We start from the raw sequence: 21,025 nt of genomic DNA on the forward strand, positions 1-21,025 counted from the left end.
GATGCCGCGTCCCGCCTGGTCCCTGTTTGCCTACCAACTGATCGAGCCTGACGAGCAGCTGGATCTGTTCGCCTGCCAGGAAGTAAGGGTGCATCTGGTGACCCGGCAACTGGAACTCGGTGGCTCGGCCGACCGGACCCTCTGCGGTAGCCTGCTGCCGGCCCAGCCGCGCTGGTCGAGTGTCGATCGCAAGATTTTCCAGGATCATCGCCTGTGCTCGCTGTGCCGGGCGATCCTGGAATCCCAGAAGCGCGGCACCTCGCCGATCTGGCCGGAGCTGCGGTTCGAGTTGTAATCCCTCAGCGCGTGCCATGACCCGCGCCCCTGTGGGAGCCGAGCTTGCTCGCGATAGCGGTGGCACTGCTTGCATCGAGGGTGAATGTACCGCCGTCATCGCGAGCAAGCTCGGCTCCCACAGGGCGCGCGGGGTGAATGCCCAAAAAAATGCTGTGCATCGGACGCCGCCTTGCCGCTCTCCCCGAAATAATGGGTGGCAGTGTACAATCGCCGTTTTCATACTCCTTGTTCGATCTGCGAAGGATTTTCCGGATGTTGCCGCGCTTGCCTGCCGTCGCCCGCTGCCTGTCTCTTGCCGCCCTGTGTATGGCGGGCCCCGTTGCCGCACTCGAGCTGCCTCTGCCACCGCCGGGTGAAGACATCATTGGCCAGGTGCAAGTCATCAAGGCCAAATACGAAGACACCTTCGCCGACCTGGGCACCACTTATGACCTGGGCTACAGCGAGATGGTCGCCGCCAACCCGGGGGTCGATCCCTGGTTGCCTGGCGCTGGCACCGAGATCGTGCTGCCCACCCGCTTTATCCTGCCGCCGGGCCCGCGCGAGGGCATCGTGATCAACCTGGCCGAGTACCGTCTCTACTATTTCCCCAAGGGGCGGAACGTGGTCTACACCTTCCCGCTGGGGATTGGTCGTGAGGGCTGGGGCTCGCCGATCGCCCACACCAGCATCATCGCCAAGACGCCGAACCCGACCTGGACTCCGCCCGCATCGATCAAGGCCGAACACGCTGCCGACGGCGACCCGTTACCGAATGTCGTGCCCGCCGGCCCGGATAACCCGCTGGGCCCTTTCAAGTTCACCCTGGGCACCCCGGGCTACCTGATCCATGGTTCGAACAAGAAGTTCGGCATCGGCATGCGGACCAGCCACGGTTGCTTCCGGATGTTCAACAACAACGTATTGGAAATGGCCGGCATGGTGCCGGTGGGCACGTCCGTGCGGATCATCAACGACCCCTACAAGCTGGGCTTGAGCGGTGGCAAGGTGTACCTCGAAGCGCATACGCCACTGGACGACAAGGGCAACCCGTCGGTGGTGGACAAGCACACCGCGGTGATCAATGCGATGCTCAAGCGTGAAGACATCACCAGTAACCTGCGCATGAACTGGGACGTGGTGCGGGACGTGGTGGCGGCGGAAGATGGCCTGCCAGTGGAAATTGCCGTTCCCAATACTTCGGCACCGATGGTCTCGAGCGCGCCGATCGACTTGCAGCAGTAAAACTCGAAAGCAACCCGCCGACGTTTCGCGATGTCGGCGGGTTTTTTATCGCCTGCTTAAACGCCAAGCAATAAAAAAGCCGACCCAAAAATGGGTCGGCTCGATAACAATCCCGAAGGACTATTACTTGCGGCTAGCTTTTTCCAGCATGCGCAGAGCACGCTCGTTAGCTTCGTCAGCAGTCTGTTGTGCTTTTTGAGCAGCAGCCAGAGCTTCATCAGCTTTACGGTAAGCTTCGTCTGCACGAGCCTGGGAGCGAGCTGCTGCGTCTTCGGTAGCAGTCAGACGTGCTTCGGTTTCTTTCGATGCGCTGCTGCAACCGGTAGCCAGAACTGCGGCCAGGGCCAGAGCAGAGAATTTCAGAACGTTGTTCATCGGTTTCCCCTTCAAGGACTTTCTATTAGTGACTGTCTCCCCAGACTGGGGAGTTAGCCGGCGTACATACTACCCATTACTTGTAGTAAGTAAACTGACGTAGCGCAAGAAGCAAAAAAATTGTAGGCGGTGATTCTTTTTCGAGCAACTTTTCTTAGGGTCGTTGAAAAAATATACAGCCCCAAGCCCATGGCAGGAGCGCGTCGACGAAGAAAAGTTCCGCCGCGGGGGAGAACTCTTGCAGCCCTCGCTAACGTCGTTGTTTATTGATTCACCTACACTTTTGTACATTTTTTGTGCAGCGTCCCAGGCATCTTTATTGGTATTGGCAGTGACTTTAACTACGCGCGCTCGTCTCAAGACTCAACAACTGGCGATGTTCAGCTATTGCACCGTGACTCACTACCGCTCGACGATGGCGCTCAATCGATAAACCCGACCAGGTTTACCCCTTCGATGACAGGCGTGCCTTGAGCATTTGCGTCATTGGTGCCTACTATTCACGACGTGCTCGGGTTTGAGCGGATCGGTTTTGGCGCTCGGTGACCAGGAAGGCACGGGGTGGCGTAGATGTTCCTTCGCCGGAAAAACATCGGTAAGGTAGGGGTCGGCATTCAGACCCGCGAGGAGTAGTGATGAGCGAGGCGGTTACCATCCACCATGACCAGGCTGGTCATCAGTTCGAGACCAATGTGGACGGTCATCGTGCCTATCTGACCTATATGGACCTGGGCAAGCAGACCCTGGATATCTATCGCACCTTCGTGCCCAACGCCTTGCGCGGCCGGGGTATCGCGGCGGCGCTGACCGAAAGGGCGCTGCAGTACGCTGAAGAGATGGGCTACACGGTGATCCCGTCCTGCTCCTACGTGGAGCGTTACATGGAGCGTCACCAGCGGCACGCGGCGAAGCTCTGAGAAAACGGATTCCCCAATAAAAAACGCCGGACTGAAAAGTCCGGCGTTTTTTTATGCCTTAAAGAGAGCAAAAGATCGCAGGCTTCGCCAGCTCCTACATCCCCAGCCTAAATACGTGTAGGAGCTGTGTAGGAGCTGTCGAGTGAAACGAGGCTGCGATCTTTTCAACCACGCTGCCGCTTCGGCAGCACGTCCTTGAGTTTGGCGTGCATGCTGCGCAGGGTGTTCTCGGTCGCGCTCCAGTCGATGCAGGCATCGGTGATGGAGACGCCGTACTGCAAGTCGGCGAGGTCTTTCGGGATTGCCTGGCAGCCCCAGTTCAAGTGGCTTTCGACCATCAGGCCGATAATCGACTGGTTGCCTTCCAGGATCTGGTTGGCCACGTTCTCCATCACCAACGGTTGCAGCGCCGGGTCCTTGTTGGAGTTGGCGTGGCTGCAATCGACCATGATGTTCGGCTTGATCCTGGCTTTGTTCAGCGCCTGTTCACACAGTGCGACGCTGACCGAGTCGTAGTTCGGCTTGCCGTTGCCACCGCGCAGCACCACGTGACCGTAGGCGTTGCCCTTGGTGGTGACGATCGACACGCCACCTTCCTGGTTGATGCCCAGGAAACGGTGCGGGCTGGAAACCGACTGCAAGGCGTTGATCGCCACGGTGAGACCGCCGTCGGTGCCGTTCTTGAAGCCCACCGCCGACGACAGGCCGGAGGCCATTTCGCGGTGGGTCTGGGATTCGGTGGTGCGCGCGCCGATGGCCGACCAACTGATCAGGTCCTGCAAGTACTGCGGCGAGATCGGGTCCAGGGCTTCGGTGGCGGTGGGCAGGCCCATTTCCGCCAGGTCCAGCAGCAACTGGCGACCGATGTGCAGACCGTCCTGGATCTTGAAGGAGTCATCCAGGTACGGGTCGTTGATCAGGCCTTTCCAGCCGACGGTGGTCCGCGGTTTCTCGAAATACACGCGCATGACCAGGTACAAGGTGTCGGAGACTTCCGCCGCCAGCACTTTCAGGCGCTCGGCGTATTCGTGGGCGGCCTTGATGTCATGGATCGAGCAGGGGCCGATGACCACGAACAGGCGATGGTCGGTGCCGTCCAGGATGTTGCGAATGACTTCCCGGCCCTTGGTCACGGTGCGCAGGGCAGCGTCGCTCAGGGGGATATCGCGCTTGAGCTGGTCAGGCGTGATGAGGGTCTCGTTGGAGGCGACGTTAAGGTCATTGATCGGTAAATCAGCCATCGTGTTACTCGTCAGGTCACGGGTGCCGGCCGCCAGCGATCCCCGCGCGGCGGTGCACAGCGAATTTTAAGCGCGTCGGGGAGCCGAACCTTATCGCGTTACGAGGTGGCTCGACAATGGGCTGGGCCCGGTTTAATGCCCTATAGGCCAGGGAAAAGGCCTTGGCGATGGCTCTGCAACAGATTCGTGAGCGGATGTAATGAAGATTGCATGCCATGCTGCTCGCGCCGATAGTGTGCAGGGGCTTTTTACTAGGAGAGTTGCAACGATGCAGGCAGGGGTTAAACCGCGGATCGGGATGATCGGCACCGGGGCGATTGGCGGGTTTTACGGCGTGATGCTGGCGCGCGCCGGTTTTGACGTGCACTTTCTACTGCGCAGCGAGTTTGCTGCCGTGGCCGAAGCCGGTTTGCGGATCGACAGCGCGGTCCATGGCACGCTGGCCCTCGACCCCGTCCAGGCCTATCGCTCGGCAGCCGATATGCCGCCCTGTGACTGGCTGCTGGTCGGTGCCAAGACCACCAGCAATGCCGACCTGGCTCCGGCCATTGCCCAGGCTGCCGCTGACGGGGCAAAAGTCCTGTTGCTGCAGAACGGCCTGGACGTCGAGGACGATCTTCGACCGTTGCTGCCCGATTCGCTGCATCTGCTGGGTGGCCTGTGCCTGATCTGCGTGCATCGCATCGGTCCTGGCGTCATCGCCCACCAGGCACTTGGCGCGGTCAACGTCGGTTATCACAGCGGTCCCTGTGCCGATCAGGCGCAACGCATGGCGATCGTCGAAGAGGCGGCGACCGTGTTCCGCAGCGCCGGTATCGAGGCCCAGGCCATGCCTGGCTTGCAACAGGCCCGCTGGCAGAAGCTGGTGTGGAATGTGCCGTACAACGGTCTTTCGGTTTTGTTGGGCGCCAGTACCACGCCGTTGATGGCCGACAGTCATAGCCGCGAATTGATCCAGGCGCTGATGGCGGAGGTGGTCCGTGGTGCACAAGCCTGCGGGCATCACATCGCGCCGGGTTATGCCGAGTATCTGTTCACGATGACCGAGAAGATGCCCGATTACTGGCCGAGCATGTACCACGATTATTCCCACAAGCGAGCGCTGGAACTGGACGCGATCTACGGCCGGCCATTGGCGGCGGCGAAAGCGGCAGGGTGTGAGCTGCCGAAAATCGAAGCCTTGTATCAGGCGTTGGCGTTCATGGATCGCTGTAACCGCTGAGCGGGGCGAAAGGGGAGTGGCATGGCAAACAACATCGACGACAAACTGGTGCTGGCGATTTCGTCGCGGGCGTTGTTCGACCTGAGGGAAAGCCACAAGGTGTACCTGTCGAGTGGCGTCGAGGCCTATCGGCAATACCAGATCGAGCATGAAGACGAAGTCCTGGCACCCGGTGACGCGTTCGCCCTCGTGCAGAAACTGCTGGACCTCAACGAACACCTGGGGCGTGCCCGGGTCGAGGTGATCCTGGTGTCGCGCAACAGTGCCGACACCGGCCTTCGGGTGTTCAACTCGATCCATCATTATGGGCTGGCGATTTCGCGTGCGGCCTTCGTTGGCGGTCGCAGTCCTTATCCGTACCTCAAGGCATTCGGCTGCGACCTGTTCTTGTCCACCCACGCTGAAGACGTGCGCAGCGCCCTGGACGCCGGATTTGCCGCGGCGACCATCCTGTCGGGTGGGGCCAGTCGCGCCGCCAGCGCAGAACTGCGCATTGCCTTCGACGGCGATGCCGTGCTGTTTTCCGATGAATCGGAGCGTGTCTATCAGACCGGTGGTCTGGAAGCCTTCCAGGCCAGCGAGCGACAGGCTGCCCGCGAGCCGCTGCGAGGCGGGCCGTTCAAGGGCTTCCTGGCGGCGCTCAACGCGCTGCAGCGCGAGTTCCCCGAGGACGCCTGCCCCATCCGCACGGCCTTGGTGACCGCCCGTTCGGCACCGGCCCATGAGCGGGTCATCCGGACTTTGCGTGAGTGGGATATCCGTTTGGACGAGTCGCTGTTTCTCGGCGGCCTGACCAAATCGGCTTTCCTGGAGGCCTTTGCCGCCGATGTGTTTTTCGATGACCAGACCGGCCACTGCGAACTGGCCCGGGAGGTGGTCGCCACCGGTCACGTGCCCCATGGCATCAGTAACGAAATAAAGCCCTGACTGCCTCTGGGTCGGGACGTCAGGCCGCACGTCGCAGTCCCCGAGGCGCTGCTAAGCTGAATCAATCTCCGCCATTCTGGCACGTGAGGAGGTCACATGATTCGTTCGATGCTGTACGCCACAGACCTGGGCCTTTATGCCCCTTATGTGATGCAGCATGCCTTGGCGCTGGCACGGACGTTTGAAGCCGAGTTGTATGTGGTGCATGCGGTGGAACCGATGGGGCTGTTCGCCGAATCGGTGTTGCAAAGCTATCTCGATGAGCAGGCGCTGAACGAATTCCATCGCCAAGGTCTGAATACGGTGATGGCCAATATCGAACAGCGGGTGCTCGACAGTTTTCGTGAGGAATTGGGGGAAGGGCAACAGGACCTGAAACTGATCAGGTCGGTCAGGGTGTACCAGGGCGATCCTTCCCAGGTCATCTTGGAGCAGGCTGCGAAACTCTCCGTTGATTTGCTGATCGTAGGCAGTCATTGCCAAGGGGCGAACGGTGAAACTCCCTTGGGCAGGACCGCTGCCCGGGTATTGCAGTTATCCCGGGTGCCGGTCTACCTGGTTCCGCTGGTCCAGCGTCGACGTCAGGGCGAGGCTTGAGGCTAAATGATGGCGTTTTATAAAAAGTTCTAGATTTATTGTCGTGACCTTCCATATAGTTATATACCGTCGCTGATGCCCGTGGCGTCCAACTGCTTTGAGGGATACATATGAAGCTTCAACAACTGCGCTACATCTGGGAAGTGGCGCACCACGACCTCAACGTTTCCGCTACTGCCCAAAGCCTCTACACGTCGCAACCCGGCATCAGCAAGCAGATCCGCCTGTTGGAAGACGAACTGGGCGTAGAAGTCTTCGCCCGCAGCGGCAAGCACCTGACCCGCGTGACCCCGGCCGGTGAGCGCATCATCACCACGGCTGGCGAGATCCTGCGCAAGGTCGAAAGCATCAAGCAGATCGCCCAGGAATTCTCCAACGAGAAAAAAGGCACCTTGTCGATCGCCACCACCCACACCCAGGCCCGCTATGCGCTGCCACCGGTGATCAGCAACTTCATCAAGCAATACCCCGACGTGGCGCTGCACATGCACCAGGGGTCGCCGATGCAGATCGCCGAGATGGCTGCCGACGGCACGGTGGATTTCGCCATTGCCACTGAGGCCCTGGAGCTGTTCGGGGACCTGGTGATGATGCCGTGCTACCGCTGGAATCGCTGCGTGGTCGTGCCCCAGGGCCATCCGTTGACCAAGCTGCCGAAGCTGACCCTCGAAGCCCTGGCCGAATACCCGATCGTCACCTACGTATTCGGTTTCACCGGTCGTTCCAAGCTCGACGAAGCCTTCAGCCATCGTGGCCTGACGCCGAAAGTGGTGTTCACCGCCGCCGACGCCGACGTGATCAAGACTTACGTCCGCCTGGGCCTGGGCGTGGGCATCGTCGCGAAGATGGCCGTCGATACCAAGCTCGACAGTGACCTGGTGGTGCTGGATGCCAGCGAATTGTTCGAATCCAGCGTGACCAAGATCGGTTTCCGCCGTGGCACTTTCCTGCGCGGTTTCATGTGCGATTTCATCGAGAAATTCGCGCCGCACCTGACCCGGGAAGTGATGGCCAAGGCCATCCAGTGCCACAACAAGCAGGAGCTCGAAGAGTTGTTCGACGGCGTCGAACTGCCGGTGCACTAAAAAACGTTACCTGCCTAGATCGCCTCGGTGACAGTGAACTGTTGCCGGGCGCCCGCGACCACGATCTCCACCTCATCCCCTTCGAACTTGCCCAGCAGGCCTCGGCCCAGCGGTGAGCGAGGGGTGATGACGGTGATCGGCTGGCCTACCAGCGAGACCTTCAAGCCTGCCGCATCCGGCCCGAGGAAGAGCCATTGCTGGCGGCCGTGCTCATCTTCCAGTCCGATCAATGTGCCGACCTGAACGCCGCGCTGCTCGTCGTAAGGCCTCAACGTCAGGTTTTGACAAAGGGTGAGGGCCTGGCGGATTTCTTCCACGCGCCTGGCTTGTCCGGCGGCGAGGTAGGACGCCTCGAGGCCCAGGGTGTCGTATTTGTTCTCGGCGATGTTTTCTTCGTGGGTCGCGGTTTCGTAGGCGGTTTGCGCGGCGCGTTCGGCGATATCGAGATCAATCTCGAGCTTGTCGAGAATCAACTGGTGGACGGTCTGTTTGTTCATGTCATTCGCAGAATTGCAGCACGTTGGCGCGGCTTTTTTCACTGGGCGCATTCTGGTCCTGTTGCAGCCAGAACTGGCACTTGGGGTTGGACAGGTTGCGAGGATTGCTGCGGGCCTGATCAAGCGCCTGACGCTGCTCGTTCCTCTGCAGGTTTTGCTGATACTGCTCGAACATCGGCGTGGGCGGCTCGGGGGCCGGTTGCACCGCCGGTGGTTGCGCCAGTTGATGGACGGCGGCGGCCACCGGTGCCAGTTGTTCGTTGAACAGGAATCTGGACAGCAGCCAGCCCGTCAACACGATGGCCAGGAACCCCAGCCACAGGCCCAGGGCAATGCTGAAGGTCAATTGCAACGCCGTAAGGCGCGAGGGTGTCGAGTGATCGGGCATGGCTGCTTCCTGGCAGGGTCATGGGCAGGCGCTGATTGTCGCATGAAGATTAATCGCCGTCGGCTCTTCTGCGCGATCGGTTTATTCGGGACAATCAGGCCTTTGTCACAGGGAGTTGGGAATGGCTGTGCGCTGGGATATTTTTTGCACCGTCGTCGATAACTATGGCGACATCGGTGTCACTTGGCGCCTGGCTCGGCAATTGGTGGCCGAGCACCAATGCGCGGTGCGGCTGTGGGTCGACGACCTGCGTGCCTTCGAACGGCTGTGCCCGCAAATCGATATCACCCTGTCCGAGCAATGGCAGCAGGGCGTGCAAGTGTGCCACTGGCCTGCGCACTGGCAGCCCACCGAGGCCGCCGAGGTGGTGATCGCCGCGTTTGCCTGCCAGTTGCCGAGTGCCTACATGGAAGCGATGGCCGAGCACCAGACAACGCCCCTGTGGATGAACCTCGATTATTTGAGTGCCGAGGACTGGGTGATCGGTTGCCATGGCTTACCGTCAGTCAAATACAAACACGTGCAGAAATATTTCTTTTTCCCGGGCTTTCGGGAGGGAACGGGTGGCTTGCTGCGGGAGGCCGGTCTGCTGCAGCGCTGTCGGCAATTCCAGCAGGATGCCGAAGCGCAACGCAGTTTCCTCCAAGGATTGGGCGTCGAGCGGGCGCCGCAGGCCTGCCTGATCTCGCTGTTTGCCTACGAAAACGCCGGGCTGGCGAGCTGGTTCGACGCGATGGCAACCGATACCCAGGCATTTCATGTACTGGTTCCCGAAGGGCGAGTGCTGGGCGACGTCGAGCGTTGGCTCGGTGTCGAAGGCCTGAAGGTCGGTGCGCTGCATCGACGCGGCGCACTGACGGTGCAGGTGCTGCCGTTCGTTCGCCAGGATCAGTACGACCAGTTGCTGTGGTGCTGTGATTTCAACGCCGTGCGTGGCGAAGACTCCTTCGTGCGCGCGCAATGGGCCGGTCGGCCGCTGCTCTGGCATATCTACCAGCAGGAAGAAGACGTCCACCTGGAAAAGCTCGAGGCATTTCTCAGGCTCTACAATCAGGGGCTTTCACCGGCCGCGCAAAAAGCGACCAGTGGTCTCTGGCGGGCCTGGAATGCCGGCCAGGACATGGCCGAGCATTGGAAAACCAGCCGCGAACAGCAGCAGGAACTGGCCGAACATGCCCAGGCGTGGTGTCTGGAACAAGCCTCGCGACCCGATCTTGCCGCAGCGCTGGTGAAGTTTTATGTAAATTGGATATGATACGCGGCCTAGATTTTTGTAAATCCCATCCAAATTCGGATATTCGCAATGAAAACTGGTAAAGAACTGAAACCCGGGACCGTGATCCGTCTCGAAAACGATCCTTGGCTGGTTCAGAAAGCTGAGTTCACCAAGTCGGGTCGTAACAGCGCGATCATGAAGACCAAGCTGAAGAACCTGCTGACCGGTTACAAGACCGAGATCGTCTACAGCGCCGACGACAAACTGGACGACGTGATCCTCGACCGCAAAGAAGCGACCCTGTCCTTCATCAGCGGCGACACCTACACGTTCATGGACACCACTGACTACACCATGTACGAGCTGAACGCCGAAGACATCGAAAGCGTTCTGCCGTTCATCGAAGAAGGCATGACCGACGTCTGCGAAGCCGTGTTCTTCGAAGAGCGCCTGGTTTCCGTAGAACTGCCGACCACCATCGTGCGTCAGGTTGACTACACCGAAGGTTCCGCTCGCGGTGACACTTCCGGCAAGGTCATGAAGCCTGCCAAACTGAAGAACGGTACCGAGCTGTCGGTCGCTGACTTCATCGAAATCGGCGACATGATCGAGATCGATACCCGCGAAGGCGGTTCCTACAAAGGTCGCGCCAAGTAAGCGAAGCCTTCTGTATGAAAAAGCCCGACCATTGAGTCGGGCTTTTTTATTTCAGGACTGAATACCAGATCCCTTGTGGTTCCATCATCACTTCAGGTGCTGCTTGAGCTCTTCGGACACCTGCAACATCGCCGAACGCACTGCTGGCACCTGGCTGACCACATTGAGCAAGCCATAGTCGTGGATCATGCCGTTGTAGCGCACGGCCGTGACGGGCACACCGGCCGCGTCCAGTTTGCGGGCATAGGCCTCGCCTTCATCGCGCAAGACATCGGCCTCGGCGGTCTGCACCAGCGCTGGCGGCAGGCCCTTGAGTTGTGCGGTGCTGGCCCGCAGCGGCGAGGCATAGATCTCGCCGCGTTGTCCGGCATCGGTGGTGTAGTTGTCCCAGAACCACTTCATCATGTTTTTACTGAGGAAGTGCCCTTCGGCGAACTGGTTGTAGGACGCCGTCTCGAAGCTGGCATCGGTCACCGGCCACAGCAATGCCTGGAAACGGATCGCCGGCGTGCCTTTGTCCTTCGCCATCAAGGCCACGACCGCCGCCATGTTGCCGCCGACGCTGTTGCCCACCACGGCCAGGCGCTTGCCGTCGACGTTGATCTGCTTGCCGTGCTCGGCCACCCATTTCGTTGCGGCGTAAGCCTGGTTGATCGCCACCGGGTAATGCGCCTCGGGTGAGGGCGTGTAGTTGACGAACACCGCGACGGCACCGGACCCCACCACCAGATCCCGGACCAGTCGTTCGTGGGTCGGGAAGTCGCCCAGTACCCAGCCACCGCCGTGGAAGAACATGAACACCGGCAACTCACCCTTGACCCCGGCGGGGCGAACGATGGTCAGGCTGATCGGCTGGCCATCGACCTGGATGGTTTTCTCGCTGACGTCGGCCTTGGGCAAGGTCAACTTTACCCCCGCCTGGGCGCCCACCAGGACGGCGCGGGCGTCCTTGGGCGACAGCTGCTCCAGTGGCTTGCCGGTGCCGGCATTGAGCGCGTCGAGAAACGCCTGGGTGTTGTGTTCGACGATACCGTCGGCGAAGGCGCTGCTGACGCTGAGGGCGAGAAGGGTGCCGGTCAGGGCTTTGCTGAATGTGTTCATGTGCATCTCCTTGAGTTCGGGGCCAGGGTTGGTGGTCAGACGGTCACGTGCAGGCGCACATCCACGTTGCCGCGGGTGGCGTTGGAGTACGGGCAGACGTGGTGAGCCGCGTCCACCAGGCTTTGCGCGTCGGCCTGGTCCAGCCTTGGCAGGTTGATGTGCAGGTCGATGTCGAGGCCGAAACCACCGGGGATCTGGCCGATGCCGACGTGGGCGGTAATCGAGGCGTCGTCCGGGATCTTGCGTTTGCTCTGGCTGGCCACGAATTTCAGGGCGCCGATGAAGCAGGCCGAGTAGCCGGCGGCGAACAATTGCTCAGGGTTGGTCGCCGCACCGCCCGCGCCGCCGAGTTCCTTGGGCGTGGCGAGTTTGACATCGAGAATGTTGTCACTGGAGATCGCACGACCATCACGGCCGCCGGTGGAAGTTGCGATTGCGGTATAGAGCGTTTGCATGATGGGAGCCTCGTTTCTGGGTTGATTTGTTTGCGCTAAATGTTTGCGCGCTAAGTAGGTGTGAGGCGAATGTATAGTGCTAATATTTTGTGCGCAAGATAAATTTTCGAGGCAGGTATGAAAATCCAGGCTGAAAGGGCTTTTAACCCTTGAGCTAGAGGGGTTTGGTGGTGTTAAAAATTTTTTAGTTGGTAGGCAGGGAGGCCGCTATCGCGAGCAAGCTCGCTCCCACGGAGGGGAGCGCCGCAACTTCAATGTGGGAGCGAACTTGTGCGCGATAGCTGTGGGTCAGTTGGCGGGGGAGATCGGATGTACCGGCGCCTTCGCGAGCAAGCCCGCTCCCACAGGGGGAGTCAGAGGCTGTCTTGCAAATGCCCGCGTAGCGCTTGCAGGTCATGTTGCAGTTTCTTCAACTGTTCCAGGGTCTGGCCGCTGGCGGCGAGGATGCATTGGGGGATGTCGAGGGCTTTTTCCCGCAGGGCACGGCCCTGTTCGGTGAGTTCGACAATGACCACACGTTCGTCCTCACGGCTGCGGGTGCGGCTCAACAGGCCTTCGGCCTCCAGACGCTTGAGCAAGGGGGTCAGCGAGCCGGGGTCGGTAAGCAGGCGTGTGCTGATTTCACCGACGGTCAATCCGTCCTTTTCCCACAGCACCATCATCGCCAGGTATTGCGGATAGGTCAGGCCCAGGGCCTGTAGCAGCGGCTTATAGACCTTGGTCATCAGCAGCGACGTGGAGTGCAGGGCGAAACAGACCTGGTTGTCGAGCAACAGGGCTTCGCAGGCTTCGGGGGTGTCGCGCAGGGTGTTCATGGCAAAACCTTCATTCAATGATCGTTACGAATCTAGCGGGCGAATCTTTAATGCGCCAGATAATTCTGACATTCCGGATAGATGTTACGTTTCCCCGCTGGCGCCGACTGCGTAGGATAAGCGCCCTGAGGAAAAGGGGAGTCTTCTGTGTTCGAATTTGCATTGTTCTTGGTGTTTGGTGCCGTGTTAGGCACCTTGGGGGGATTGTTCGGGATCGGTGGCGGCCTGATTGCCATTCCGGTGCTGGGCGTCTGGTTCGGCCTCGACCAGCAAATGGCCCAAGGGACGGCGCTGGTCATGGTGGTGCCCAATGTCATGCTGGCGTTGTGGCGTTACCACCAGCGCAATCGCATCGAATTGCGCCATGTCCTGCCGCTGGCTTCCATGGGGTTCTGCTTTGCCTGGCTTGGCTCGATCTGGGCCGTGGGGATCGATGCCGATAGCATGCGGATCGGCTTCGTGGCGTTCCTGATCGCGCTGACGCTCTACAACCTGGTTCGCATGTTTGCCGCCACCGCACCTGCTTCGGCGCAAATGCGGTATGGTTGGCCGTGGCTCGGCGTGCTGGGAGCCGCATCCGGCACCATGGGCGGTCTGTTCGGTGTCGGTGGGGCCGTTGTCGCCACCCCGATCCTGACCAGCATTTTTGGCACCAGCCAGGTGGTTGCCCAAGGCTTGTCCCTGGCGCTGGCCTTGCCCAGTACCGGCGTGACCCTCGCCACGTATGCGTTTCACCACGAAGTGGACTGGAGCATCGGCCTGCCGCTGGCCGTCGGTGGTCTGCTGAGCATCAGTTGGGGGGTGAAAGTCGCCCACGCCTTGCCGGAGCGGCTGTTGCGCGGGCTGTTCTGCGGTTTCCTGATGCTGTGCGCGGTGTTGCTCGCCTTTAAAGTTTGAAACCTTCGACGATGTGTTCGGCCAGGCACTCGGTGATCGGCGACGGGTTATGCAGGTTGCGGATCAGCATGATGCTGGCCTCGGGCAGCTCCGGCAGGTCTTCGGCCTCGCCCAGTACGCGCATGTCCGGGGTCAGCAGGCTTTCCAGTTGCGCCGTGATTGCCAGGCCGGCGCCCACCACCGCCATGAGCGCCGACAGGCTCGAGCTGTTGTACGCCACGCGATAATCGCGGCCCATGGCATCCAGCGCATTGCAGGCCCATTGCCGGCAGAAACAATCGCTGTTGAACATCGCCAGCGGCAGCGGTGTTTGTTCATGGACGTTGAAGCAGGCGGCTTCGGCCCAGACAAAACGCTCCTTGCGCAGCAACTGGCCGATTTCGTCCCCCGGTTTGCGGGTGACGATGGACAGGTCCAGGTCCTGGCGCAGCAGCAACTGCTTGGATGACTCGCAGTGCACTTCGATTTCGATCAGGGGATAGAACTGGGCGAAGCGTTGCAGGATGCCTGGCAGGAAGCGCATCACGTAATCGTCCGGCGTGCCGATGCGCACCGTGCCGACCATGTGCGGTTCGCGCAGGGTATTGAACACCTCGCTGTGCAGCTTGAGGATCCGCCGGGCGTAACCCAGCAGCACCTGGCCTTCGGCGGTGAGCTTGACCTGGCGCCCGTCGCGTTCGAACAGCCGTCGCTGCAAGACGTCTTCTTCCAGCCGCTTCATCTGCATGCTGACGGCAGACTGGGTGCGATTGACCAATTCCCCGGCCCGGGTGAAACCGCCCTGGTCGGCGATGGCGACAAAGGTACGCAGCACTTCCGTATCGATGCTCGGGTAACTCGACAATTGATCAATCTCCGAGATGTATTGCATAAGAAACATTCGTTGGATTGATCTTAGCGTTAGCGCGAGACTTGAGCCATCCCCAACGGAGGACATCACGATGAAAGGTCAAAAAGGTTATCTACTGATAGACAAACTCTCCCACGGCTTTTCCATCAGCGCCTTGCTGCACAAGTTTAGCCGCTGGTACGAATTGCACCATGAACGCGAACTGCTGGCCGGAATGAGCGACGAGGCGCTCAAGGACATCGGCGTGAGTCGTGCCGACGTGGAGCAGGAAGTGGTTCGGCCATTCTGGGATGACCCAATGCACAAATGAGCCATCCTTTCCTACACAAACCCCTTATTGGTGAGGTAGGTTGCGAGCAGACAAGGAGATCTCCATGCCCGCGACTGTGTCCTTTACCCTCAAACAGGCCCGGCGTCTGGCGTTGGCCGCCCAAGGATTCGATGGGCGGTCGCCGCCAGCTTCGGTGCAACCCTCGCGCCTCAACCGTCTGATCGAACGCCTCGGCGTCCTGCAGATCGACTCCGTCAATGCGCTGGTGCGCTCGCATTACCTCCCGTTGTTTTCCCGCCTCGGTCACTACCCTCGCGATTTGCTCGATCAAGCCGCCTGGAGCCAGGGCCGACGCCGTACGCTGTTCGAATATTGGGGCCATGAAGCGTCGCTGCTGCCGCTGTCCATGTATCCATTGATGCGCTGGCGCATGGATCGGGCGTCGCGTGGCGAGGGCATCTACCAGCAATTGGCGCGTTTCGGTCATGAACGCCAGGATGTCATCCGTCGCGTCCTGGCGTCGGTCCGGGAGCAGGGCGCCCTCGGTGCGGGCAGCTTGTCCACGCGCCAGGAGAAGGCCGGGCCGTGGTGGGACTGGAGCGCAGAGAAGCATGCGCTGGAATGGCTATTCGCGGCGGGCGAAGTGACGGTGGCGGGGCGGCGTGGGTTCGAGCGGCTCTACGACTTGCCGGAGCGGGTGTTCCCGGCCTCGGTCCTGCAACAGTCCCAGCCGGACGAGGCCCAGGCCCAGCGCGCCTTGTTGCTGCATGCCGCCGAGGCCTTGGGCGTGGCTACCGAGAAGGACCTGCGCGACTACTTTCGTCTGGGGCCGGCCGACAGTCGGGGGCGACTGGCCGAGTTGGAAGAGGCCGGCGAACTGTTGCGCTGTGAGGTGCAAGGTTGGAAGCAACCGGCGTGGTGCCGACCCACGGCGAAGATCCCTCGCAAAGTAGCGGCCAGCGCCTTGTTGTCGCCGTTCGATTCGCTGGTCTGGGAGCGCAGCCGTGCCGAACGACTGTTCGATTTCCGCTATCGGCTGGAGATCTACACCCCTGTCCACAAGCGGATGTACGGCTATTACGTATTGCCGTTCTTGCACAATGAACGCATCGCGGCTCGGGTGGACCTGCGGGCGGAGCGGGCCCTGGGCCGGTTGGCGGTGCATGCGGTGCACGAGGAAGAGCCGGGGTTGGACGAGGAGGGGGTGCAAGCCTTGGCGGTGAACCTGCGGCGCATGGCCGATTGGCTGGGGTTGGAGCAGGTCCAGCTTAACTGTCAGCGGGTGGGTGGGGTTCGGTTGGCGGTGGCGTTGGCTCAGTTCGGTGGTGACTGAGCTGGCCCTATCGCGAGCAGGCTCGCTCCCACATTGGATCTGCTGTGAACACAAAACCTGTGGTCACCCGGGACCCCCTATGGGAGCGAGCTTGCTCGCGATAACAGTCTAATCGGCGAAGAAGAACCTACCGCCGAACCTGCTTCAACGTCTCCGCAATCAGGAACGCCAGCTCCAGCGACTGATCGGCATTCATCCGCGGGTCGCAATGGGTGTGGTAGCGATCCGACAGCCCGTCCTCGGTAATCGGTCGCGCACCGCCGATGCATTCGGTGACGTTTTGCCCGGTCATTTCGATGTGAATCCCGCCGGCATAGGTGCCTTCGGCTTCGTGGGCCTGGAAGAACTGCTTCACTTCACCGAGGATCTGCGCGAAGTCCCGGGTCTTGTAGCCGCTGCTGGCCTTGATGGTGTTGCCGTGCATCGGGTCGGAGCTCCACAGCACCTGCTTGCCTTCACGTTGCACGGCGCGCAACAGTGGCGGCAGGTGTTCGCCGACCTTGTTGGCGCCCATCCGGGCGATCAGGTTCAGCCGGCCGGGGTCGTTGTCCGGATTGAGCACGTCGATCAGGCGGATCAGGTCGTCCGGGTCCATGCTCGGGCCGACCTTGACCCCGATCGGGTTGTTCACCCCACGCAGGAATTCGACATGGGCACCGTCCAACTGACGGGTGCGATCGCCGATCCAGAGCATGTGGGCCGAGCAGTCGTAATAGTCGTTGGTCAGGCTGTCACGGCGCACGAAGGCTTCTTCGTAATTGAGCAGCAGCGCTTCGTGGGCGGTGAAGAAACTGGTTTCGCGCAGTTGCGGCGAGCTGTCCATGCCGCAGGCGCGCATGAATGCCAGGGTTTCGTCGATGCGGTCGGCCAGGTGGCTGTATTTTTCCGCCAGGGCCGAGTTGGCGATGAAGTCCAGGTTCCACTTGTGCACCTGGTGCAGATCGGCGAAACCGCCCTGGGCGAAGGCGCGCAGCAGGTTCAAGGTGGCGGTGGACTGGTGATAGGACTGCAACAACCGCTCCGGGTCCGGTACGCGGCTTTTTTCGTCGAAACCGATACCGTTGACGATGTCGCCGCGGTAGGCCGGCAGGGTCACGCCGTCGATGGTTTCGTCGTTGGCCGAGCGCGGTTTGGCGAACTGTCCGGCCATGCGCCCGACCTTGACCACCGGGCAGCCGGCGGCAAAGGTCATGACGATCGCCATCTGCAAGAGCACCTTGAAGGTGTCGCGGATCTTGGCCGCCGAGAACTCGGCAAAGCTTTCGGCGCAATCGCCGCCTTGCAGCAGGAACGCTCGGCCCTGGGTGACTTCGGCGAACTGACGGCGCAACTCCCGGGCTTCACCGGCAAACACCAATGGCGGATAACTGGCCAGGGTCTGCTCCACCTGCAACAGGTGCGCGGCGTCGGGGTAGCGGGGTTGCTGCTGGATCGGCAGGGCACGCCAGCTGTCAGGGCTCCAGGGTTGGCTCATCATGATCTCTAGGTGATTTACGCTCGGACGGCCATGTTATCAGCAAATTAGTACGTGACCTGTTCCGGTTGCTTCGCGGACAATCGCGCCTTTGTCCCGTATCCGCAGGCTCATGCCGGCACGGCAACCATCAGGAGATGAAATGACAGAGGAGCGCGTCGAGCATTTGCTCGCCGAGGTGCACGACGAGTTCGGCATGATTCGCGTATTCGAAGTGGCCGATTACCGGTTTCTGGAGTTTGGCGATGCCATCGAGCAAAGCTGCGTGTTCACAGCCGATCCGAGCTGGCTCGAATATGACTACACCCGCGCCATGCTCATCGGTGCGTTGTGTCACGAGCAGCCGGAAAGCGCGCTGTTCCTGGGGCTGGGTGCCGGTACGCTGACCCAGGCCTGCCTCAAGTTCCTGCCACTGGAAGACGTCGAGGCCATCGAACTGCGTCCCGACGTGCCGCGCCTGGCCATCGAATACCTGGGCCTGGACGACGATCCGCGACTGTACATCCGCGTTGGCGATGCTTTGGAATTGCTTGAAACGGCGGAGCCGGCGGACCTGATTTTCGTCGACCTCTATACCGATGTCGGCCCAGGCGTCGGGCACCTGGCCTGGGGGTTCCTGGAAAACTGCCAGAAGCGCCTCAACCCGGGCGGCTGGCTGGTGATCAACCAATGGGCCACCGACGACGGCAAGCCATTGGGCGCGGCGCTCTTGCGCGGTTTGTACCACCGGCATTATTGGGAGCTGCCGGTGAAGGAGGGCAATGTGATCCTGATTGTGCCGGCGGACCTCGATCAGGAGCTGGACATGCAAGGACTGGTCGCCAGGGCCGAAGGGCTGGCGCCACGCTTGGGGTATTCGTTGCAATCACTGATCAAGGCGATCCGGCCGGCGACCTGATCAAAGGCCCCCAAAACCTTTTTACAAGTGAGTTCCCCTGTGGCGAGGGAGCTTGCTCCCGCTGGGTCGCGAAGCGGCCCCCTTCGATTTCAGATATCAACGCCCAGGCGTCTGCTTCGCAGCCGAGCGGGAGCAAGCGCCCTCGCCACAAGGGCAAAGTCGTCTGGAGGTGAAACGTTTTAGCTGGCTGCCCCAAGGCCTTCTGACAGCGAGCCCCATAACGGGGTTTGGCAATAAAAAAAGCTCCCTTTTCGGGCAAATTCCGGTATAGTGCGCGCCGGCCTTTAGCCGGGCCGCGTCAAGGTAGCGCAATTCTCCGAAGTCAGCTTCGGTTGCATGTCCGCACAACGGATGCTTCCACGACGTTCTTTTTCCATTCATTCGTTTTCGCAAATCCCCGCCGACAAAGCAGCCAGGGCGACTCTTGAGTCTCAACACGGCATGCGCAGCTTTGGAGCATGGGTCTTTGCGGATGCACTTAGAGGCAGACCCATGACCCAGGAAACCGGCGGCTTCGCCGCTTTTAATCTCAACCCGAACATTCTTGCTGCCGTCACCGCGACCGGCTACGAAGAACCTTCGGCGATTCAGCAGCAATCGATCCCGATCATCATGGCCGGCCACGACATGATTGGCCAGGCGCAAACCGGTACGGGTAAAACCGCTGCGTTCGCTCTGCCGATCCTGCATCGCATCGATCCTGCCAAGCGCGAACCGCAAGCCCTGATCCTGGCGCCAACTCGTGAGTTGGCGCTGCAAGTAGCCACCGCTTTCGAAACCTACTCCAAGCAAATGCCTGGCGTTACCGTTGTGGCCGTTTACGGCGGCGCCCCGATGGGCCCACAACTGAAAGCTATCCGTAATGGCGCGCAGATCGTTGTCGCCACTCCGGGTCGTCTGTGCGACCACCTGCGTCGTGACGAAAAAGTCCTGGCTACCGTGAACCACCTGGTTCTCGACGAAGCCGACGAGATGCTCAAGCTGGGCTTCATGGATGACCTGGAAGTCATCTTCAAGGCTCTGCCAGCGACCCGCCAGACTGTATTGTTCTCGGCCACCCTGCCGCAATCGATCCGTGCCATTGCCGAGCGCCACCTGCGCGATCCGCAACACGTGAAGATCCAGACCAAGACTCAGACCGTCACCGCGATCGAACAAGCTCACCTGCTGGTTCACGCCGACCAGAAGACTTCCGCCGTTCTCAGCTTGCTGGAAGTGGAAGACTTCGACGCCCTGATCATGTTCGTGCGCACCAAGCAAGCGACCCTGGACCTGGCCAGCGCCCTGGAAGCCAAAGGCTACAAAGCCGCCGCGCTGAACGGTGACATTGCCCAGAACCAGCGTGAGCGCGTGATCGACTCCCTCAAGGATGGCCGCCTGGACATCGTTGTGGCGACCGACGTCGCTGCCCGTGGCCTGGATGTTCCGCGCATCACCCACGTGTTCAACGTGGACATGCCGTACGATCCGGAATCCTACGTTCACCGTATCGGCCGTACCGGCCGTGCCGGTCGCGAAGGCCGCGCGCTGCTGCTGGTCACTCCCCGTGAGCGCCGCATGCTGCAAGTGATCGAGCGTGTGACTGGTCAGAAGGTGGCTGAAGTTCGCCTGCCGGACGCCCAGGCCGTTCTCGATGCCCGCATCAAGAAGCTGACCAACAGCCTGTCGCCCCTGGTGGCTGACGCCGAATCGACCCACGGTGATCTGCTCGATCGCCTGACCGCCGATATCGGTTGCACCCCACGTGCCTTGGCCGCGGCACTGCTGCGCAAGGCCACCAATGGCCAGGCGCTGAACCTGGCTGCGATCGAGAAGGAACGTCCCCTGGTGCCGAACAACGCACCGCGTGGCGATCGTCCCGAGCGCACCGGTGATCGTCCGGACCGTGGTGATCGCGAGCGTCGTGCACCGATCCCGCTGGCCGAAGGTCGTGCGCGCTGCCGTACTGCGCTGGGTGCCCGTGACGGCATCGCCGCCAAGAACCTGCTGGGTGCCATTCTCAACGAAGGCGGCCTGGCCCGCGAAGCGATCGGCCGCATCCAGGTGCGTGACAGCTTCAGCCTGGTCGAGCTGCCGGAAGATGGTCTGGAGAAGTTGCTGACCAAGCTGAAAGACACCCGCGTCGCTGGCAAGCAGCTCAAGCTGCGTCGCTACCGCGAGGATTGATCGGCTCTTGGGCTGATTGATCGAACATGAAAAATCCCCGACTGGTTCGGGGATTTTTTTTGCCTGTTGTCTGGTGTGCTTTCAGGGTGGAGGCCAATCGCGAGCTCGCTCCCACATTGGAC

At 60.8% G+C, this 21,025-nt stretch carries 23 protein-coding genes; 14 read left to right on the forward strand and 9 right to left on the reverse strand.

The features are described from left to right. The first annotated feature begins 1 nt into the window (after position 1). Together IB266_RS00860 and IB266_RS00865 are read left to right on the forward strand one after the other, a co-directional pair. Positions 2–295 carry a hypothetical protein gene (locus IB266_RS00860; RefSeq protein ID WP_003199347.1) on the forward strand — a complete coding sequence of 98 codons (294 nt, stop codon included), beginning with the start codon at positions 2–4 and terminating at the stop codon, positions 293–295. 254 nt (positions 296–549) lie between these two features. After that, positions 550–1,521 (forward strand): L,D-transpeptidase family protein, encoded by a 972-nt coding sequence (locus tag IB266_RS00865; RefSeq protein ID WP_060738551.1) that lies wholly within the window; start codon positions 550–552, stop codon positions 1,519–1,521. Positions 1,522–1,644: 123 nt separating this feature from the next. On the opposite strand, the gene oprI is transcribed toward IB266_RS00865, so the two are convergent. Next, the gene (oprI, locus tag IB266_RS00870) at positions 1,645–1,896 is read right to left on the reverse strand and encodes an outer membrane lipoprotei OprI (RefSeq protein ID WP_003183784.1); all 252 of its coding nucleotides are present in this window, start codon (positions 1,894–1,896) and stop codon (positions 1,645–1,647) included. 635 nt (positions 1,897–2,531) lie between these two features. Between oprI and IB266_RS00875 the strand changes: the two genes are divergently transcribed. After that, positions 2,532–2,813, forward strand: a complete 282-nt coding sequence (locus tag IB266_RS00875) for a GNAT family N-acetyltransferase (RefSeq protein ID WP_053120470.1) — start codon at positions 2,532–2,534, stop codon at positions 2,811–2,813. Positions 2,814–2,977: 164 nt separating this feature from the next. Here IB266_RS00875 and IB266_RS00880 read toward each other — a convergent pair whose 3' ends face one another. Beyond that, positions 2,978–4,054 (reverse strand): 3-deoxy-7-phosphoheptulonate synthase, encoded by a 1,077-nt coding sequence (locus tag IB266_RS00880; RefSeq protein WP_060738550.1) that lies wholly within the window; start codon positions 4,052–4,054, stop codon positions 2,978–2,980. 268 nt (positions 4,055–4,322) lie between these two features. On the opposite strand from IB266_RS00880, the gene IB266_RS00885 reads away from it, so the two are divergent. From IB266_RS00885 to cysB, 4 genes are all read left to right on the forward strand, one after another. After that, complete coding sequence (locus tag IB266_RS00885) at positions 4,323–5,276, forward strand: putative 2-dehydropantoate 2-reductase (RefSeq protein WP_192259584.1); 954 nt, start codon at positions 4,323–4,325, stop codon at positions 5,274–5,276. A gap of 21 nt (positions 5,277–5,297) precedes the next feature. Then, positions 5,298–6,203: a 5'-nucleotidase gene (locus tag IB266_RS00890; protein WP_192259586.1), complete on the forward strand. Its 906-nt coding sequence runs from the start codon at positions 5,298–5,300 to the stop codon at positions 6,201–6,203. Positions 6,204–6,299: 96 nt separating this feature from the next. Then, entirely contained in the window at positions 6,300–6,800 is a 501-nt protein-coding gene (locus IB266_RS00895; protein WP_060738547.1) for a universal stress protein, read from the forward strand. A gap of 110 nt (positions 6,801–6,910) precedes the next feature. Next, entirely contained in the window at positions 6,911–7,885 is a 975-nt protein-coding gene (cysB, locus tag IB266_RS00900; RefSeq protein WP_003199376.1) for an HTH-type transcriptional regulator CysB, read from the forward strand. A 14-nt stretch (positions 7,886–7,899) separates the two neighbouring features. Here cysB and IB266_RS00905 read toward each other — a convergent pair whose 3' ends face one another. Both IB266_RS00905 and IB266_RS00910 read right to left on the reverse strand, forming a co-directional pair. Then, positions 7,900–8,382 (reverse strand): GreA/GreB family elongation factor, encoded by a 483-nt coding sequence (locus IB266_RS00905; RefSeq protein ID WP_060738546.1) that lies wholly within the window; start codon positions 8,380–8,382, stop codon positions 7,900–7,902. Between the two features lies 1 nt (position 8,383). Continuing rightward, a complete protein-coding gene (locus IB266_RS00910; protein ID WP_060738545.1) occupies positions 8,384–8,770 on the reverse strand; it encodes a hypothetical protein in 387 nt (128 codons plus the stop codon). Positions 8,771–8,891: 121 nt separating this feature from the next. On the opposite strand from IB266_RS00910, the gene earP reads away from it, so the two are divergent. After that, positions 8,892–10,025, forward strand: coding sequence for an elongation factor P maturation arginine rhamnosyltransferase EarP (gene earP / locus IB266_RS00915; RefSeq protein ID WP_192259588.1), 1,134 nt, complete (start codon positions 8,892–8,894; stop codon positions 10,023–10,025). A gap of 48 nt (positions 10,026–10,073) precedes the next feature. Further along, positions 10,074–10,643, forward strand: a complete 570-nt coding sequence (locus IB266_RS00920) for an elongation factor P (protein WP_003199385.1) — start codon at positions 10,074–10,076, stop codon at positions 10,641–10,643. A gap of 87 nt (positions 10,644–10,730) precedes the next feature. Here IB266_RS00920 and IB266_RS00925 read toward each other — a convergent pair whose 3' ends face one another. From IB266_RS00925 to IB266_RS00935, 3 genes are all read right to left on the reverse strand, one after another. Beyond that, entirely contained in the window at positions 10,731–11,744 is a 1,014-nt protein-coding gene (locus tag IB266_RS00925) for an alpha/beta hydrolase (protein WP_192259590.1), read from the reverse strand. 35 nt (positions 11,745–11,779) lie between these two features. Beyond that, positions 11,780–12,199 (reverse strand): organic hydroperoxide resistance protein, encoded by a 420-nt coding sequence (locus IB266_RS00930; protein WP_192259592.1) that lies wholly within the window; start codon positions 12,197–12,199, stop codon positions 11,780–11,782. 353 nt (positions 12,200–12,552) lie between these two features. Further along, a complete protein-coding gene (locus tag IB266_RS00935; RefSeq protein ID WP_060738541.1) occupies positions 12,553–13,014 on the reverse strand; it encodes a MarR family winged helix-turn-helix transcriptional regulator in 462 nt (153 codons plus the stop codon). A gap of 147 nt (positions 13,015–13,161) precedes the next feature. Here IB266_RS00935 and IB266_RS00940 point away from each other — a divergent pair, with 147 nt between their 5' ends. Then, the gene (locus IB266_RS00940) at positions 13,162–13,911 is read left to right on the forward strand and encodes a sulfite exporter TauE/SafE family protein (RefSeq protein WP_192259594.1); all 750 of its coding nucleotides are present in this window, start codon (positions 13,162–13,164) and stop codon (positions 13,909–13,911) included. Here IB266_RS00940 and IB266_RS00945 read toward each other — a convergent pair. Further along, positions 13,901–14,755: a LysR substrate-binding domain-containing protein gene (locus IB266_RS00945; protein ID WP_027912697.1), complete on the reverse strand. Its 855-nt coding sequence runs from the start codon at positions 14,753–14,755 to the stop codon at positions 13,901–13,903. The two genes, IB266_RS00940 and IB266_RS00945, sit on opposite strands and share 11 nt — an antisense overlap. Before the next feature lie 97 nt (positions 14,756–14,852). Between IB266_RS00945 and IB266_RS00950 the strand changes: the two genes are divergently transcribed. Continuing rightward, the gene (locus tag IB266_RS00950; RefSeq protein ID WP_053120494.1) at positions 14,853–15,071 is read left to right on the forward strand and encodes a DUF1127 domain-containing protein; all 219 of its coding nucleotides are present in this window, start codon (positions 14,853–14,855) and stop codon (positions 15,069–15,071) included. Between the two features lie 64 nt (positions 15,072–15,135). Continuing rightward, on the forward strand, positions 15,136–16,365 hold the full coding sequence (locus IB266_RS00955; protein ID WP_192259596.1) for a winged helix-turn-helix domain-containing protein: 1,230 nt from the start codon (positions 15,136–15,138) through the stop codon (positions 16,363–16,365). A 127-nt stretch (positions 16,366–16,492) separates the two neighbouring features. Here IB266_RS00955 and IB266_RS00960 read toward each other — a convergent pair whose 3' ends face one another. Then, a complete protein-coding gene (locus tag IB266_RS00960) occupies positions 16,493–17,839 on the reverse strand; it encodes a class II 3-deoxy-7-phosphoheptulonate synthase (RefSeq protein ID WP_109751450.1) in 1,347 nt (448 codons plus the stop codon). 142 nt (positions 17,840–17,981) lie between these two features. Here IB266_RS00960 and IB266_RS00965 point away from each other — a divergent pair, with 142 nt between their 5' ends. Together IB266_RS00965 and IB266_RS00970 are read left to right on the forward strand one after the other, a co-directional pair. Further along, positions 17,982–18,737, forward strand: coding sequence for a spermidine synthase (locus IB266_RS00965; protein ID WP_025212625.1), 756 nt, complete (start codon positions 17,982–17,984; stop codon positions 18,735–18,737). Positions 18,738–19,229: 492 nt separating this feature from the next. Beyond that, positions 19,230–20,903 carry a DEAD/DEAH box helicase gene (locus IB266_RS00970; protein WP_014337279.1) on the forward strand — a complete coding sequence of 558 codons (1,674 nt, stop codon included), beginning with the start codon at positions 19,230–19,232 and terminating at the stop codon, positions 20,901–20,903. Positions 20,904–21,025 lie beyond the last annotated feature (122 nt).

Origin of the sequence: Pseudomonas sp. Pdm06 (assembly GCF_014851795.1) — a bacterium.
Taxonomy (GTDB): Bacteria; Pseudomonadota; Gammaproteobacteria; order Pseudomonadales; family Pseudomonadaceae; genus Aquipseudomonas; species Aquipseudomonas fluorescens_AA.